Origin of the sequence: Tenacibaculum sp. (genome assembly GCF_048269885.1) — a bacterium.
In the GTDB taxonomy this organism is placed as follows: Bacteria; Bacteroidota; Bacteroidia; order Flavobacteriales; family Flavobacteriaceae; genus Polaribacter.
In genome coordinates this window covers 1-15,745 of the sequence record NZ_JBLWTZ010000014.1, presented here as the reverse complement: position 1 = coordinate 15,745, position 15,745 = coordinate 1, and the positions used below count along the sequence as shown (strand labels likewise).

Sequence of the window (15,745 nt, the reverse complement as noted above, 5' to 3'; positions counted from 1 at the left end):
CAACAATTACAAGAAAATACGTAATTTCGCACATTCAATTAATAAACCGACAAAATGAGTAAGAAGTTTACTGAATACAAAGGATTGGATTTACCAAAAGTAGCAGAAGAAATATTAAACTATTGGGAGGAAAACAACATCTTTGAAAAAAGTATTACTACACGTGAAGGAAACGAACCATTTGTGTTTTTTGAAGGACCACCTTCAGCAAACGGTTTACCAGGAATTCACCACGTAATGGCACGTGCCATTAAAGATATTTTTTGTCGTTATAAAACCCAAAAAGGATACCAAGTTAAGCGTAAAGCAGGTTGGGATACGCATGGGTTACCTGTGGAATTGGGGGTTGAAAAAGAATTAGGAATTACCAAAGAAGATATTGGAACTAAAATTACCGTTGAAGAATACAACGAAGCATGTAAAAAGGCGGTAATGCGTTATACCGATATTTGGAATGACCTAACTCAAAAAATGGGATATTGGGTAGACATGGAAGATCCATATATAACCTATAAACCAAAATATATGGAATCGGTTTGGTGGTTGTTAAAACAAATCTATAATAAGGATTTGTTATACAAAGGATATACAATCCAGCCATATTCACCAAAAGCAGGAACAGGATTAAGTTCGCATGAGTTAAATCAACCAGGAACGTATCAAGACGTTACAGATACTACAGTAGTAGCTCAATTTAAAACGATAAAAGAAACCTTACCGGACTTTTTACAAGTTGATGGAGAGGTACACTTTTTAGCTTGGACAACTACACCATGGACACTTCCATCGAATACAGCATTAACGGTTGGGCCAAAAATAGAATACGTTTTAGTTAAAACATTCAACCAATACACCTTTGAGCCAATTCAAGTAGTGTTGGCTAAAAACTTAGTAGCAAAACAATTTGCTGGGAAGAAGTTTAATCAAGTAGAAGATGTAGCGGAATTAGCAAGCTACGTTGAAGGAGATAAGCAAATTCCTTATATAATTGTAAAAGAATTTATCGGAAAAGACTTGGTAGGTATTAAATACGAGCAATTACTATCATTTGCTTTACCATATCAAAATCCAGAAAATGCGTTTAGAGTAATTTCAGGAGATTTTGTAACTACCGAAGACGGTACAGGTATTGTACACACAGCACCTACGTTTGGTGCAGATGATGCGTTAGTTGCAAAACAAGCAACTCCAGAAGTGCCGCCAATGTTGGTGTTAGATGAAAATGAGAATCCGGTTCCATTAGTAGATTTACAAGGGAAATTTCGTCCAGAAATGGGAGAATTTGCGGGTAAATATGTGAAGAACGAGTACTATGCTGATGGTGAAGCTCCAGAAAAATCGGTAGATGTAGAGTTAGCAATTCAATTAAAAGAAGAAAACAAAGCTTTTAAGGTAGAGAAATATGTACACAGTTATCCAAACTGTTGGCGTACCGATAAACCAATTTTATATTATCCATTAGATTCTTGGTTTATCAAGGTAACCGATGTCAAGGATAAAATGTTTGATTTAAACGAAACCATCAATTGGAAACCAAAATCTACTGGAGAAGGACGTTTTGGGAACTGGTTAAAAAATGCGAATGATTGGAACTTGTCGCGTTCTCGTTTTTGGGGAATTCCACTACCAATTTGGCGTACTGAAGACGGAACAGAGCAAATCTGTATTGGTTCTGTAGCTGAATTAAAAGAAGAAATTGCAAAAGCAATTGAAGCCGGAATGATGACTGAAGATATTTTTGCTGATTTTGAAGTAGGAAACATGTCAGAAGATAACTACGATAACATCGACTTACACAAAAATGTAGTAGATAAAATTATCTTAGTTTCTGTTTCAGGGAAACCAATGAAGCGTGAAAGTGATTTGATTGATGTATGGTTCGATTCGGGTTCTATGCCATATGCACAATGGCATTACCCATTCGAAAACAAAGAATTCATAGATCATAAAGAAAGTTATCCAGCTAATTTTATTGCAGAGGGAGTAGATCAAACTCGTGGATGGTTCTATACGTTACATGCTATCGGAACAATGGTGTTTGATTCTGTAGCGTATAAAAATGTAGTGTCTAACGGATTAGTATTAGATAAGAACGGACAAAAAATGTCAAAGCGTTTAGGAAATGCGGTAGATCCGTTTACCACGTTGTCTGAATATGGTCCGGATGCCACACGTTGGTATATGATATCAAATGCAAACCCTTGGGATAACTTAAAGTTTGACTTGGCAGGAATAGAAGAGGTAAAACGTAAATTCTTCGGAACTTTATACAATACCTATTCATTCTTTTCATTATATGCTAATATTGATAACTTTACGTATAGTGAAGCTGAAATAGCGATTCATGAACGACCAGAAATCGATCGTTGGATTTTATCTGAATTAAATACCTTAGTTCAAAAAGTAGATAAATTTTATGCAGAATATGAGCCTACCAAAGCTACCAGAGCAATTTCTGATTTTGTACAAGATCACTTAAGTAACTGGTATGTACGTTTATGTAGAAGACGTTTTTGGAAAGGAGAGTATGCACAAGATAAAATCTCTGCATACCAAACGTTATATACTTGTATGTTAACGGTAGCCAAATTAGGTTCTCCAGTAGCGCCTTTCTTTATGGATCGTTTGTATAAGGATTTAATAAAAGCTACAGGAAAAGAAAGTTTTGAAAGCGTACATATAGCAGAGTTTCCTAAATACAATGCTGATTTAGTAGATAAGTCGTTAGAGCGTAAAATGGAAAATGCACAAACTATTTCTTCATTGGTATTGTCTTTAAGAGCTAAAGAGAAAATTAAAGTACGTCAACCATTACAAAAGATCATGATTCCTGTATTAGATGCTACTCAAAAAGAAGAAATTTTAGCGGTGGCCGACTTAATAAAATCAGAAGTTAACGTTAAGGAAATAACGTTATTAGACGATGCTTCAGGAATTTTAGTAAAACAAATCAAGCCAAACTTTAAAGCTTTAGGGCCTAAATTTGGTAAGGATATGAAGTTGATAGCTAATAAGATACAAGGCTTTACACAAGAGGATATCATTAAAATAGAAAAAGAAGGTGAAATTTCTGTGGAAATTAACGATAAAATGATTACTTTAGGAACCGCTGATGTGGAGATTTCATCGAAAGATATCGAAGGGTGGTTGGTAGCCAATGCAGAAGGGTTAACCGTAGCTTTAGATGTTACAATAAACGACGAATTACGCAAAGAAGGTGTGGCAAGAGAATTAGTTAATAGAATTCAAAACGCACGAAAAGACACAGGTTTAGAAGTAACCGATAAAATAAAATTAACCATTTTACAGGCTGATGATTTAAGAGAATCGGTATTGGCAAATGAAAACTACATTAAAGCAGAGACATTGACAAATGAATTAGTTTTTGTTGATGATTTAAAAAATGGTACAGAAATTGAGTTTGATACCATTAAAAGTAGAATGTTAATTGAAAAAATATAGCATTATGGATGATGTTAAAATAAGATATTCAGATAGTGATTTACTAGAGTTTAAGGAAATCATTCAAAAGAAAATTGAAAAAGCTGAAGAAGATTTAAGATTGCTACAAGCCTCATATAAAAACGGTTCTGATAACGGAACCGATGATACGTCGCCAACATTTAAATCTTTTGAAGAAGGGTCTGATACGATGGCTAAAGAAGCAAACATGCAGTTAGCCATTCGTCAAGAAAAGTTTATTCGCGATTTAAAAAATGCCTTAGTTCGCATTGAAAATAAAACCTATGGTATTTGTAGAGTTACAGGTAAGCTAATTCAAAAAGAACGTTTAAAGTTAGTACCACATGCTACTTTAAGTATTGAAGCAAAACGAAAACAATAACTTTCAAAGTTAAAATAAATAGAGCCTCTTTTAGAGGCTTTTTTTATATGAAAAAAATCCTATTACTACTTGTTCTAATAAGTGTTCAACTTCTTTACTGTCAAGAAAAAATAATACAGAAAAGAGAAATGTTCGTAAATGAACTCGAAGTCGTTACTTACGGCTTAGACGATCTTGTAGTAGAAAATTCAAAGAGTAACGAGCTAGAAGTAATTTTACTTGATGAAAATCCACATACCCATAACCTACTGTTTAAAAAGCAAGGAGATGTTCTTAGAATAACATTTGAATTAAATATTCCAACATTAAAAAAAGAAGTCTTTCGAAAATACATAACGAGGAGGCTAGAGCGAGCTAGGGCTATTATAAAGGTTCCTAAAAACAAGCATTTAGACATTCATGGAAAAACTATTGGAGTAACTTCAAAAAGTTATAAGGGAGATGTAAATATTTATATAGAAAGAGGAAATATAAAATTAAATACTGTTCAAGGAAATTCAAATATCCGTCTTTTTCAGGGAAACGTTTTTGCACAGGTTCTTTCAAAATATAAATTAGATTTAAAAACTAATCATGGAACAATTCTTATAAATGGAGAAAAAAAAGAATCTCCGTTCTCTCAAGAAAACTCATCAACTTTTAAAAAACTTACCATAAATTCAATTCATGCAAATATGAATATTGAATTAAAGTAATTAACAAAAATTTATAATAATTAGACGTAACAAATGAAGCATCATTTTGTCTAATGGTTAATTAAAAACTAAGAAATGAATAAAAGTATACTAACCACAGCAGCCATTGCAGCATTGCTATTAACAAGCTGTAATTCTACCAAAAAGACAACAAACGATTTAGCTGCCCAAGCTCCAATTGTAACAACTCTAGATTTAACAAAAGTAGATAATGATAAAGTACCTGTAACAATTAACCCAGGGAGGTTTACAGTTGACAAAGTAACCTATCGATTGCCAAGAGTAGTTCAAGGAACTTATTCTGTAAGTGATTTTGGTAAATATGTAGATAGTTTTAAAGCCTTAGATTATGAAGGAAACGAATTAGAAGCTACAAAAGTTGACACCAATACATGGGAAATTACCAATGCCCAAAAATTAGATAAAGTAACTTATTTGGTAAACGATACTTTTGATATGGAAGTTTCAGGAGGAATTGGAGGAGAAACTCCATTTTCACCTGCAGGAACCAATATTGAGTCTACTAACTATGTACTGAACCTTCACGGATTTGTAGGGTATTTTGATTCGTTAAAAAACAACCAATATAAGTTAGATGTTGTTTCTCCTGCTAATTTTAAAAGAACTTCTGCTTTGCAAGAAGTAGGAACAAAAACAAGTGAAGATGGTTCAACTTTAACGTCGAGTTATTTTGCACCACGTTATTTTGATATTACCGATAATCCTATGTTTTATGGAGAATTAGATGTTGAAGAGTTTAAAGTAGGTGATATTAAAATTGTATTAAGTGTATACTCTCCAAATAAGAAGCACTCAGCTGAAAAGCTTAAGAAAGTTATGGAGAAAATGATGCAAGCACAAAAAGCATATTTAGGAAGTATTAACAGTACAGCGCGCTACGATATTTATTTATACTTATCTGACGGAACTGAAAAAGCGCCTAAAGGATTTGGGGCTTTAGAACATCATACATCAACAGTAGTAGTGTTACCAGAAGCAATGCCTGATGAAGCATTGGCAAAAAGTATGATTGATGTAGTATCTCATGAGTTTTTCCATATCGTAACTCCGTTAAGTGTACATTCAGAAGACGTACATTATTTCGATTACAATCAACCAACATTCTCAAAACATTTATGGATGTATGAAGGAATTACAGAATACTTTGCTACATTATTTCAAGTAAATCAAGGTTTGGTAACAGAAGATGAATTTTACAGTAAAATTATGGGTAAAATTAAAACGGCATCTTCTATGAACGACGCTATGAGTTTTACAAAGATGAGCGAAAATGTATTGGAAGAACCGTATGCTTCTCAGTACTATAATGTTTATCAAAAAGGAGCTTTGATAGGGATGTGTATCGATATTTTAATGCGTGAAGAAAGTAATGGAAACAGAGGAGTATTATCATTAATGAAAGAATTATCGTTAAAATATGGAAAAAATAAGCCGTTTGAAGACGATAAGTTAATTGAAGAAATTACTGAAATGACGTATCCGTCAATAGGTGAATTTTTAAATACGCATGTAGTAAAAGGAACCCCTATTAATTATAATGAGTTTTTTGCTAAAGCAGGGTTGGTACTAGATGCATCCAAAGTAAAAACAAATTACATCCAAAACAATGGGGCTATAATTGTTAGAGGAGATAAAGACACAAAAACAATCCGATTTACAGAAGCAGTAAAAGACAATAGTTTTTGGGCAGAAAACGGAGCACAGTCAAACGATGCTATTAAAGAAGTAGACGGAACCCCAGTAACTATGGAAAATGCCAATCAGGTTTTTACTAAAATGTTTATGTGGCAACCAGGAAATGAAGTTGAGGTGAAATTAGAAAGAGATGGTAAAGAGGTAGTTATTAAAACAACCTTAACTCAATCATATACAAAAGGAACTAGTTTAAAAGATAATTCGAATGCAACGCAACAACAAAAAGAACTAAGAAAAGCTTGGTTAAAAGGGTAGTTTTCTTTTTATCTGTATAAGTTAAGACCAATATGACTAAAAGTTTATTGGTCTTTTTCTTTCTATAAACCAGAAAGAAAACATAAAAATAGTTTTCTTATTTTTGTTTCCATTAAATAAAAAAAATGTCTAAAAAACACATCGCAATACTTACCGTAATTCTGGCAATTTTAATTGATCAAATTAGCAAAATTTACATCAAAACACATTTTCAGCTAGGAGAAGAAGTAGTTGTTTTTAACGATTGGTTCAGAATCCATTTTACTGAAAATAATGGAATGGCGTGGGGCTTTGAATTTGGTGGTAAAGCAGGGAAATTATTTTTAACTTTATTCAGAGTTGTTGCGGTTACTGGGATTGTGTATTGGTTATGGCAATCTATCAAGCGAAAAACACATACAGCCGTTATTATTGCGATTGCATTAATTTTAGCAGGTGCAGTAGGAAATATCATCGATTCTGTTTTTTATGGGGTAATTTTTGATTCTTCTTATCATAATGTTGCAACCCTTTTTTCAGAGAATCCTTATGGAGAACTATTTCATGGGAAAGTAGTAGATATGCTGTATTTTCCTATTTATGAAGGTGAAAATTTTACCTTTTTCAACGCTATTTTTAATGGAGCAGATTCTTGGATTACTATAGGAGTGGCGTTGTTGTTTGTTTTTAATAAACAAGCATTCCCTAAAGAAGAAAAAGAAACAAAACAAGTTTCGTAAAACACTTTAGATACTTTTCCTATCTTTATAGAAAAAGAGAACAATGCGTTTATTAAAATATGTTGCTGTTTTTGTGTTGGGATTTTTAATTGCAAAATTTTGGTACGAAAAGAAAGAAGAAAAGCACGAACAAGAAGAGATTCAAGTGGTTTTAAACGGAATTCAAAACTTAAGTAAACTAGTAGTTTCAGAAGGGAATTTTTCTGAAATGTATAGCTTTACAGATGCAAAAAAGTATTTCTATGGATATGTTACCTTTGAAAAGAAAGCAATGCTCTCAGTAAATGCTAAGGTTGAGGTGGGATATGATTTATCGGAATTAGAAATTCAAATAGATAGTGTAGGAAAACAAATCATCATCAATAAAATTCCAAAAGAAGAAATACTCATTTCCCCAGACATAAAGTATTTCGATTTACAACAGAGTCAGTTTAATACTTTTTCGAAGCAAGAACTAAATAAACTCAACGCTAAAGCGATTGAAAAGATTCAATCGACAATTACCGTGTCTCGATTACAGAAAGATGCTAAAACTCGTTTATTTGAAGAGTTATCGAAGATTTACCAACTCTCTAAAATTTACAATTGGAAAGTGGTAGACAATACAAATTCAAGAATGTTGGAGCCTTTAATTTTAAAAGAGTAATCTCATTCATTTCTGTAATATTACTAATCCGTTACTTTTCAAAAAAAAAATGAAATTAAGAAATTCTTTATTGCCAAATGCAACACAGGAAAGAATTCAGGTAGTATCAGAGAAAATAAAGACTATTGAAGAAGGGATTCTAAAAAAAATCAACGTAGATAATTTAATAGCAGATTTCAATGAATTTACCAATAGGAATTATGATTTGCAATATTTTTCTACTTTCAGAAAGTATGAATCTATAGCGAAGTTTTCAAATGATTCTGCTCAAATACCTTCAATGAATATTAAAGATATAACTGAACTTGAATTAATTGAAATTGTGAATAGAATTAGAAATAATGATGTAAACGAACATTTCTATATGGAAATCATAGATAATAATATTAATTGCAATCAAGCAAGTGATTATATATATTTTCCTGAAAACTACGGTCTTTTATCAACCAAAGAAATCGCTTCATTTATTTTTATGCACCATACTACTAGCTAAATTATTTAGATTAACTGCTAATCTGGATACCCATGGATTTTTCTATCTACTCACAACGATTTTCTACTGAAAAAGCAATCAGAATTCAACAAAATAGAAAAACCAAGTGCCAAAAATGCCATTACTATCAAAGAACTTCTATTGCTAATATGAAGTAAGATAGAAAATTTCCCTCTTACTTTTCTAAATTTATTTTACAATATTCAATTTCAAACTACCCTGTATAACTCTACTTCAACAAACTCAGTAATCATTTCATTTTTAAATAATTTTCTTATAAGGAACAACTATTCGTAAAGACATCTCGTAGATAGCATTGCCTTTATTAGAGATACTAAAACAAAAAAAGCCTACTCTTAAAAACAACAAAACCACAACATTACTGTTGTGGCTTCGTCTTTATCTATTATTTTAATAATTTAATTTCTAGTTGCTTACTCTTACTTGTCACTAGTAAATACTAGCGGGAGCGGGGGAAGAGCTTATAAAGCTGGAATTGATGGTCAAAATCTCAGAAAATATGAGCTAGGAAAGCAAGAAATGAAAGTTTCTATGCTAAAAAGAATTGCTGATGCTTTTGAAATGACTACTTCTGAACTATTGTCTTTTGACAGGAAAGATTAATAGATAATTATTCTTTTTCATCATTACAACCTCCGCTCTTCATCTTGTTTATTAACAACTTATTGCTTCGATAGTATTTTGTGATTTTCCTTTAATGAAAAATTAGTTATAAAAAATTCTCAGTATATTATTATTAAATTAATTATATTAGTAGAGTAATAACATTGTTAAATGGGAAATCACAACCTAACATTACAAGAAATAAAAATATTATCTGTACTTGAGATAGATGATATGTACGGCTATCAAATTCTGAAAGAATTAGGTAAAAAAATACTATTAGGAAGTTTATATAACACTCTAAAAAGTATGGAAAGAAAGGGATATGTTGAAAGTAAATGGGGAGAAGATACGGGGCAAGGAGGAAGAAGAAAATACTACAAAATAACTGGGCAAGGAGAGAAAGTTTTTGAACAAGCTAAATCTCAATTAGCTTCAATATTAAAATTAGCTTAATTGAAAACGATAAATGATTATATAAGTGATTTTAAGAGCTTAGGATTTGTAGTTGAAAACCTTAATAATAAATCTGTATTATTTTCAAAAGATAATTTAAAATTTAAAGTAAAGGTCAAGTTAACAGGTTATCTAGAAGTTTATGAAATCAATGGTAATGAGGATAAAGAAGATTTAATGAATCGACTGGATATTTTTATAAAACTAAGAGAAAAAGAATTTATTAATAACGATACATTCATTCACTTTGTTGATAATAATATTACTAATAGTAATCATGCTAAAGTTATTAAGATGTTATTTAGTGATGAAAATGAAAAAATCAAATTTAACATATCGAATAAAAAGAAACCTTTCATAAACAAATTTAAGTATCTTTTAGTTATTATACCTAAATCTTCAAGAGCTGAATTTATATCTGATTTACAGTGTATAATATCGGATATGAAAACAGATAATTGCTCTAAATTATATATAACTTTCATTGTTTTATTGCATATAGCCTCAGTAGTGTATCACGCCTTCTTTTTTAAACTAAAAGGATATTTTTATCCAAACAAAGAACAATCTAATAAAGATTAATTAAGAAATAATATGTCAGTTAATTGTATAGAAGATATTATTCAACTAAAGAAAAAAATAACTTTTTGGAAATTAGTTTATTCAAAATACAAATTAAACTGGGCTATAATTAGCCTAGTGCTAGCATTAATAGGCTTGACACTAATTATTCATTGGATTTATACAAGCTATGATGTAAAAAATTCTTCTTATGCTATTATGGGGGGCATTTTAATGCTAATATCTAGCATTTACATGTCTAAAAAGAATGATAAAATCATCAAGAAAAATTACAAGTTCGCCCTTTCAAATAAAGGAGAATGGGATAGTAATACTTTAATTAAGATTAGAAAAAAAATTATAAAAAAAGAATTGAAAAAGAGTATTAAAATTAATGATAAGAATTTACTTTTCATTATTGAATGCTTAAAAAAAGAAACCAAGAGTAATCATTATACTTACGCAGTAGTTTTTAATTCAATTATTCTTTTTTCTGGTGTTTACCTTGGAGCATTTTTAGGAGGTTTTAGCAATTATGCTTCAAACATGAAAGATTTTTTTGAAAGTTTTAGAATTATAGGGGGAATAATTTTATTGACTTTACTTATGATACTTTATGTTGAGTTTACAATACGTGATTTTATAATTCAAAGAAGAAAAAATAAATATCTTTTAATAAGGGTTTTAGAAAATATTTATTTAGAAGAAACTCAAAAAACAAGAAGATGAACTTAAGTCCATCTTCTTGCTTATTTTAATATGTTACTTCACTACTAAGAATTATCTTCTACAGTAGCATTTGGTGCATTCTTTTTTACTGAAGCTATCATTGTCAATGTTTTAATTATCAAGCTTTATAGTCTCTATAGCTCTTTTAGCATTATATGACACAAGAAAATCTTCATCTTCAACAAATCTACTTATTAAATTTTTGATTTCTAACACGTTGAATTTTGCCAGATAATAAAACATACTTACTTTAGAGTATTTATCATCAATTTTCAAAAATGATTCATAGGCTTCTCGAATCATATCTGTATCTTTTGTTAAAAAATAAATAGAATAGGAGATAATGATTCGCTCATTTAAGTTCTTATTATTTATAAGCTTTTTCTTTATTAATTCTACTGATTTTTTTGAACCAATTTTAGCTAAAGTTTCAATCAATAAAATATCCTCATTGTTTTCTAAATCTTTAATTAATAAGTTTTCAATTAAAGTTTTGTTTTCTTCAGAGAGGCTATTCACTAATTCAGTATTGTCAAAATCTCTCCTAAATTCATAATTATTAGGAGGAATTATTTCATTATAAAGTTCAATAATAGTTTTTTCTTCTTTCATTAGTCTACCCAATTATATTTAATTTTAACTTTATTTTGAATTAAAATAGGTTTTTCAAACACATTCCATACACTAGTAGGATTATTAACCGCTCTTCTAGTTAAAAACACATTTGCAGTACCTCCTCTTGGCACACTATTAGCTAAAGTAGATGAAATTCTACCCCAAAAATTATATGCCTGTGAACCAACTTCATATTTCATTGTTGATGTCAAATTTATTAAATTTTGACCAGCTCTTGTTTGCCCAATTACTTTGTAACCAGCATTTATAGCTGCCTGCTCTGTTCCTCTACCAGACCAAAAAGCAAATTTAGAAGTTTTACTCATTTGAGAAAACTTCATGAATGCTGAAGGAGCAAAAAATGGAGAAGAAAAATATAGAGGCGTTACAGCTCCTGTACTTTTCCTATTTGCTATTTGATTAAGTTTTGCAGCCCAAGCTCCTATTATATAAGCAACATTATCTGTAGCATCTGTATTATTAAACCATTCAACACTTCCACTAAATGTTAAATTTTGACCTGCTAATTCAACTGCTACAGGTTTTATTATGCTCATATATTCCCTAGTAGAATACCATCCTGCTTTTGAGCCATTCAACCCTCCAGAGTGATAAAACTGATTAACTACATTAGTTCCCCCCATTCCATCTAAACCATTAACAGTTCTCACTTCTTTTGTTCTATGCTGTCCTTCTTTTGGACATTCATCACAGTCTGCTGTTTGACCTTTATTACTAGAAAAAGTACCATTATTATTATTTGTCCATTTTTCACCATTAGAAGACCTATTGAATAAATCCATTATAAATGATTCTGAATCTGCTCCTGACGGGTCAGCAAAATAAATCGGGTTATTATCAAAGGCAACATATGGAGACATAGAATGATGTGTCACTGGGTCTATTGTTGTCCATCTAGCAATTGCTGGGTCATAGCTCCTAACATCCATCTCATATAAATCCAGCCTTAATGATTCTTCAAACTCTATACCATTATACTTGAATTTCTGAGCTACAGAGTTTCCTAAAGACGAAGTTACATTGTTATACCCTTTATGTTTTAAACCAAAAGGATAGTAGTTTTTTTCCTCTATAATCTCTGTACTTGGAGTGATAGCTCCATCGTTATTAATATCTGCATAAGATAGTCTTACATTTCCAACATGGTCTTTGTATTGATATACATAAGCCCCCTCTAACTCCCCCGAAGTGGGAGAACTTGTTTCTAAGGAAGTTTTAACTTTTACAATATATCAAGGAACTTGAAAAACCAGTAGCTAATATTCTTGTTAATTACTGATTTGTAATTGTTTATAGTCATAATTTGACTTATGACCTAATTTACTACACTACCAAATACACCCATTCAAACTTTTGAAGGAAAATCTATGGATTTTTCTATCTACTCACAACGATTTTCTACTGAAAAAGCAATCAGAATTCAACAAAATAGAAAAACCAATTGCCAAAAATACCATTATTATCAAAGAACTTCTATTGCTAATAAAAAGTAAGAGAGAAATTTTCTCTCTTACTTTTCTAAATCTAGTTTAAAATATTCAATTTCAAACTACCTTGTATAACTCTACTTCAACAAACTCAATAATCATTTCATTTTTAAATAATTCCCTTTATTAGAGATACTAAAATAAAAAAAGCATACTCCTAAAAACAACAAAACCACAACATTACTGTTGTGGCTTCGTTTTTATCTATTATTTTAATAATTTAATTTCTAGTTGCTTACTCTTACTTACCACTAGTAAATACTAGCGGGAGCGGGGGAAGAGTAGAAAGAGGTGAAAATAAACTATCAATAATTGCAATTATCAAAATTGCCAAAGCTCTTGATGTCCATATTTCAGACCTATTAGACTACCAATAGAATCTTCTACAAAAACAAAAAGATGAACCTAAGTCCATCTTTTTGCTTGTTTAAACTATATCTCTTCACTATTAAGAATCATCTTAATATTAAATATTCATCATTTTATTTAACATTAGCTAATGATTTTGCTATTTCTTCAAATGAAACAATTAGTTCTAAAAACTCTAACTCATCAAGTTCTTTTTGAGCCCATCTAAGAAACAAAACAAACTCCTTTGGCGCATACTTTGGTATAACTTGTAATGTTTTATCTTCTTCAAAATAAAACCATATACATTCAATATTACAGTTAGGGCAGTAACTACTATGATGGTCTAGACTTCCTAGTTCATCAAAAGACTTTTCACAATTTCCGCAAACACTTTTATTTCTCCTACTAACTTTATACCAATTTTCCATTATTTTAAATAATTTTTCCAAGCCTCTCCATTCGGCCCATTTAATAATCTTTGTTGAACAGCTTTTGATAAGTTATTCCAATTTCTCATTACTGAAGGAATAGTATTTTCTCCAAGTTTTTTCATTGCAGCAACTCTATGATGTCCTCCAGATATAACCAATCTACCGTTAGGCATCTTTACAACTGGGATAGCTTGATTAATATCGTAACCATTTTTAGAAATTAATTCAGCTAAATCATCAATATAATTTACCCCTTTTCCAGCTCTTGGTACGGAATGTAAAGCATTTAACTTGTCTATTCCCATTTCTACCACCTTCTTTCCTGTTTTTCCTACTCTAGCAATAGTTGCTGTTGTTTTTCCTAATCTTAATGACGTATAAATCCATCTTCCACCTTGAACCAATCTCGCTAATACCCATTCTCCATCAATAATCATCATAAGCTCAAATGCAGCTTCAGATTTTTCTCTTTCATTTTGGGCTATATCCGCATCTGTTGGATTATACGGGTCATTCCCGTTTGAATAAGCTGTCCTTGCATAACCATTATATGCCATAGCATAAAGTTCTCCAGTCCCCATATCTTTAACAGCTTTCTTTTGGCTTTTCTTCTTTTTCTTCTTCTTATCACCATCTCCAGGACCAGACCCATAAATCTCTTTTGCTGCGTTAAAAACATTTACAGCATCCTCACCTGTAAAAGTCCAACCGTTTTCATTTTGAACAGCATCTGCTCCACTAGGGTCAGCCCAAAAAACAGGATTATTGTCAAAGGCATTATAGGTACTCATCGAATGATGAATAACTGGGTCTATTGAAGTCCATCTAGCTATAGCGGGGTCATACTGGCGCATATCCATCTCATATAAATCTAAACCTAAACTTTCTTCTAACTCTTTCCCGTTATACCCAAACTTTTGAGCTACAGAGTTTCCAATTGAAGAAATATTTCCATTATACCCTTTATGTTTTAAACCAAAAGGATAGTAGTTACTTTCCTCTATAATTTCGGTTGTGCTCGGGTCTGAACTCGCAGTGATAATACCGTCATTATTATTATCTGTATATGATAATCGTACATTTCCTAAATGGTCTTTGTATTGGTATACATAGCTAAATGAGCTAGCATCTTTTTGTACATAACCCTCTGCATGGTTAAAAAACTGTAATACACCATTTTCATAAATGAAATTCCCCGCATAGTCGGTAGTAGTACCGTTGGCTACTTTTCTTAGTTTGTTACCCGTAGCATCGTAAGTATAGGTAATGGTACCGCCTGCTAAGGCTACGTTTATAGGTAAGTTTAGATGATTGTAAGTAATGTTGGTAATACCCTTATTCGCATCCGTTTTCATATTTCCATTGGCATCGTAGGTGTATTCTGTGGTTGTATTGGCACCGTCTTTAAATCCATAATTATCATTACCGTTGTCTAGTACTTTGATAAGTTTATTACCATTATCATAAGTATAGACTAGCTTATCCATATTGGTAAATGTAGCACTGTTTTGCCAACCGTTTCGAGTTAAGTTTTTGATATTACCATTCTTGTCGTAAGTGATTCCTGATACATTGTAATTTGTATTTGGAGCTCCTGTGGCACTTAATAGTCTATTCAGTGCGTCGTAGCTATAGGTGTATGTTTTAGAACTTGAATCTATATTTAACGTATTCCAACTAGTTTGAGCAATATTTCCATTATACAGTGCTTTCAAAGGATCCGTAGGATGATTATATTGAATGCTAAAGTTAAATAAATCGTTGTCATTTTTACCATCTTCGTTGATGTTTTTTAACCAACCACGTATGTTGTACGAATAATCTACCTCTTGTAAAGTACCACCAACCTTTTTTGTTTTTAGTTGTCCTAACTCGTCATACTCATTAGCTACAATAGTTTCTGTAGCTTGTGCATTTATTTTTTGTGTCTGCTTAGTCATTCTTCCTATATGGTCATACTCAAAGCTATCTATGGTTACAATTGGAGTATTGGTTCCTTTTGTATGGGTAGTTTTAGTTTCTAACACTTTACCAGAAAAATCTAGCTTACTCTCTACAATATCGGTAGTTTCTAATTCATCATTTTTAGAATACACATAAAT

The 15,745-nt window shown here is 31.2% G+C and carries 16 protein-coding genes; 12 read left to right on the top strand and 4 right to left on the bottom strand.

Annotated elements, in window-relative coordinates:
- Positions 1-54 precede the first annotated feature (54 nt).
- The 11 genes from ileS (at position 55) to ACN0WY_RS11370 (ending at position 10,738) form a co-directional block, all read left to right on the top strand.
- Positions 55-3,462, top strand: a complete 3,408-nt coding sequence (gene ileS, locus ACN0WY_RS11420; RefSeq protein ID WP_417800428.1) for an isoleucine--tRNA ligase — start codon at positions 55-57, stop codon at positions 3,460-3,462.
- Between the two features lie 4 nt (positions 3,463-3,466).
- The gene (locus ACN0WY_RS11415) at positions 3,467-3,844 is read left to right on the top strand and encodes a TraR/DksA family transcriptional regulator (RefSeq protein ID WP_121148680.1); all 378 of its coding nucleotides are present in this window, start codon (positions 3,467-3,469) and stop codon (positions 3,842-3,844) included.
- A gap of 47 nt (positions 3,845-3,891) precedes the next feature.
- A complete protein-coding gene (locus tag ACN0WY_RS11410; protein WP_330489450.1) occupies positions 3,892-4,539 on the top strand; it encodes a hypothetical protein in 648 nt (215 codons plus the stop codon).
- A 75-nt stretch (positions 4,540-4,614) separates the two neighbouring features.
- Entirely contained in the window at positions 4,615-6,510 is a 1,896-nt protein-coding gene (locus ACN0WY_RS11405; RefSeq protein ID WP_417800427.1) for a peptidase M61, read from the top strand.
- Between the two features lie 125 nt (positions 6,511-6,635).
- Positions 6,636-7,229 carry a lipoprotein signal peptidase gene (locus ACN0WY_RS11400; RefSeq protein WP_417800426.1) on the top strand — a complete coding sequence of 198 codons (594 nt, stop codon included), beginning with the start codon at positions 6,636-6,638 and terminating at the stop codon, positions 7,227-7,229.
- Positions 7,230-7,272: 43 nt separating this feature from the next.
- Positions 7,273-7,875 carry a DUF4230 domain-containing protein gene (locus ACN0WY_RS11395; protein ID WP_417800425.1) on the top strand — a complete coding sequence of 201 codons (603 nt, stop codon included), beginning with the start codon at positions 7,273-7,275 and terminating at the stop codon, positions 7,873-7,875.
- 70 nt (positions 7,876-7,945) lie between these two features.
- On the top strand, positions 7,946-8,368 hold the full coding sequence (locus ACN0WY_RS11390; RefSeq protein ID WP_330489454.1) for a hypothetical protein: 423 nt from the start codon (positions 7,946-7,948) through the stop codon (positions 8,366-8,368).
- A 444-nt stretch (positions 8,369-8,812) separates the two neighbouring features.
- A complete protein-coding gene (locus ACN0WY_RS11385) occupies positions 8,813-8,992 on the top strand; it encodes a helix-turn-helix domain-containing protein (protein ID WP_417800424.1) in 180 nt (59 codons plus the stop codon).
- 171 nt (positions 8,993-9,163) lie between these two features.
- Positions 9,164-9,448, top strand: a complete 285-nt coding sequence (locus tag ACN0WY_RS11380; protein ID WP_417800423.1) for a PadR family transcriptional regulator — start codon at positions 9,164-9,166, stop codon at positions 9,446-9,448.
- Positions 9,449-10,030, top strand: a complete 582-nt coding sequence (locus tag ACN0WY_RS11375; protein ID WP_330489457.1) for a hypothetical protein — start codon at positions 9,449-9,451, stop codon at positions 10,028-10,030.
- Positions 10,031-10,042: 12 nt separating this feature from the next.
- On the top strand, positions 10,043-10,738 hold the full coding sequence (locus ACN0WY_RS11370; protein ID WP_330489458.1) for a hypothetical protein: 696 nt from the start codon (positions 10,043-10,045) through the stop codon (positions 10,736-10,738).
- A gap of 111 nt (positions 10,739-10,849) precedes the next feature.
- Here ACN0WY_RS11370 and ACN0WY_RS11365 read toward each other — a convergent pair whose 3' ends face one another.
- Together ACN0WY_RS11365 and ACN0WY_RS11360 are read right to left on the bottom strand one after the other, a co-directional pair.
- Complete coding sequence (locus ACN0WY_RS11365) at positions 10,850-11,350, bottom strand: hypothetical protein (protein ID WP_417800422.1); 501 nt, start codon at positions 11,348-11,350, stop codon at positions 10,850-10,852.
- On the bottom strand, positions 11,350-12,447 hold the full coding sequence (locus ACN0WY_RS11360) for an RHS repeat-associated core domain-containing protein (RefSeq protein ID WP_417800481.1): 1,098 nt from the start codon (positions 12,445-12,447) through the stop codon (positions 11,350-11,352). The genes ACN0WY_RS11365 and ACN0WY_RS11360 overlap by 1 nt, the downstream gene beginning before the upstream one ends.
- 294 nt (positions 12,448-12,741) lie before the next feature.
- On the opposite strand from ACN0WY_RS11360, the gene ACN0WY_RS11355 reads away from it, so the two are divergent.
- Positions 12,742-12,867, top strand: coding sequence for a hypothetical protein (locus ACN0WY_RS11355; protein ID WP_417800421.1), 126 nt, complete (start codon positions 12,742-12,744; stop codon positions 12,865-12,867).
- Positions 12,868-13,343: 476 nt separating this feature from the next.
- Here ACN0WY_RS11355 and ACN0WY_RS11350 read toward each other — a convergent pair whose 3' ends face one another.
- Positions 13,344-13,640, bottom strand: coding sequence for a hypothetical protein (locus tag ACN0WY_RS11350; protein WP_330489558.1), 297 nt, complete (start codon positions 13,638-13,640; stop codon positions 13,344-13,346).
- Positions 13,640-15,745: RHS repeat-associated core domain-containing protein (locus ACN0WY_RS11345; protein ID WP_417800420.1), on the bottom strand; the 2,106-nt coding region annotated here is incomplete at its 5' end. The genes ACN0WY_RS11345 and ACN0WY_RS11350, both read right to left, overlap by 1 nt.

Excerpts from the sequence above, each read along its gene's own strand:
- ACN0WY_RS11405 (WP_417800427.1), top strand. The coding sequence starts at position 4,615 with ATGAATAAAAGTATACTAACCACAGCAGCCATTGCAGCATTGCTATTA.
- ACN0WY_RS11380 (WP_417800423.1), top strand. The coding sequence starts at position 9,164 with ATGGGAAATCACAACCTAACATTACAAGAAATAAAAATATTATCTGTA.
- ileS (WP_417800428.1), top strand. The coding sequence starts at position 55 with ATGAGTAAGAAGTTTACTGAATACAAAGGATTGGATTTACCAAAAGTA.
- ACN0WY_RS11350 (WP_330489558.1), bottom strand. The coding sequence starts at position 13,640 with ATGGAAAATTGGTATAAAGTTAGTAGGAGAAATAAAAGTGTTTGCGGA.
- ACN0WY_RS11410 (WP_330489450.1), top strand. The coding sequence starts at position 3,892 with ATGAAAAAAATCCTATTACTACTTGTTCTAATAAGTGTTCAACTTCTT.
- ACN0WY_RS11415 (WP_121148680.1), top strand. The coding sequence starts at position 3,467 with ATGGATGATGTTAAAATAAGATATTCAGATAGTGATTTACTAGAGTTT.
- ACN0WY_RS11365 (WP_417800422.1), bottom strand. The coding sequence starts at position 11,350 with ATGAAAGAAGAAAAAACTATTATTGAACTTTATAATGAAATAATTCCT.
- ACN0WY_RS11370 (WP_330489458.1), top strand. The coding sequence starts at position 10,043 with ATGTCAGTTAATTGTATAGAAGATATTATTCAACTAAAGAAAAAAATA.
- ACN0WY_RS11400 (WP_417800426.1), top strand. The coding sequence starts at position 6,636 with ATGTCTAAAAAACACATCGCAATACTTACCGTAATTCTGGCAATTTTA.
- ACN0WY_RS11355 (WP_417800421.1), top strand. The coding sequence starts at position 12,742 with ATGGATTTTTCTATCTACTCACAACGATTTTCTACTGAAAAAGCAATC.
- ACN0WY_RS11395 (WP_417800425.1), top strand. The coding sequence starts at position 7,273 with ATGCGTTTATTAAAATATGTTGCTGTTTTTGTGTTGGGATTTTTAATT.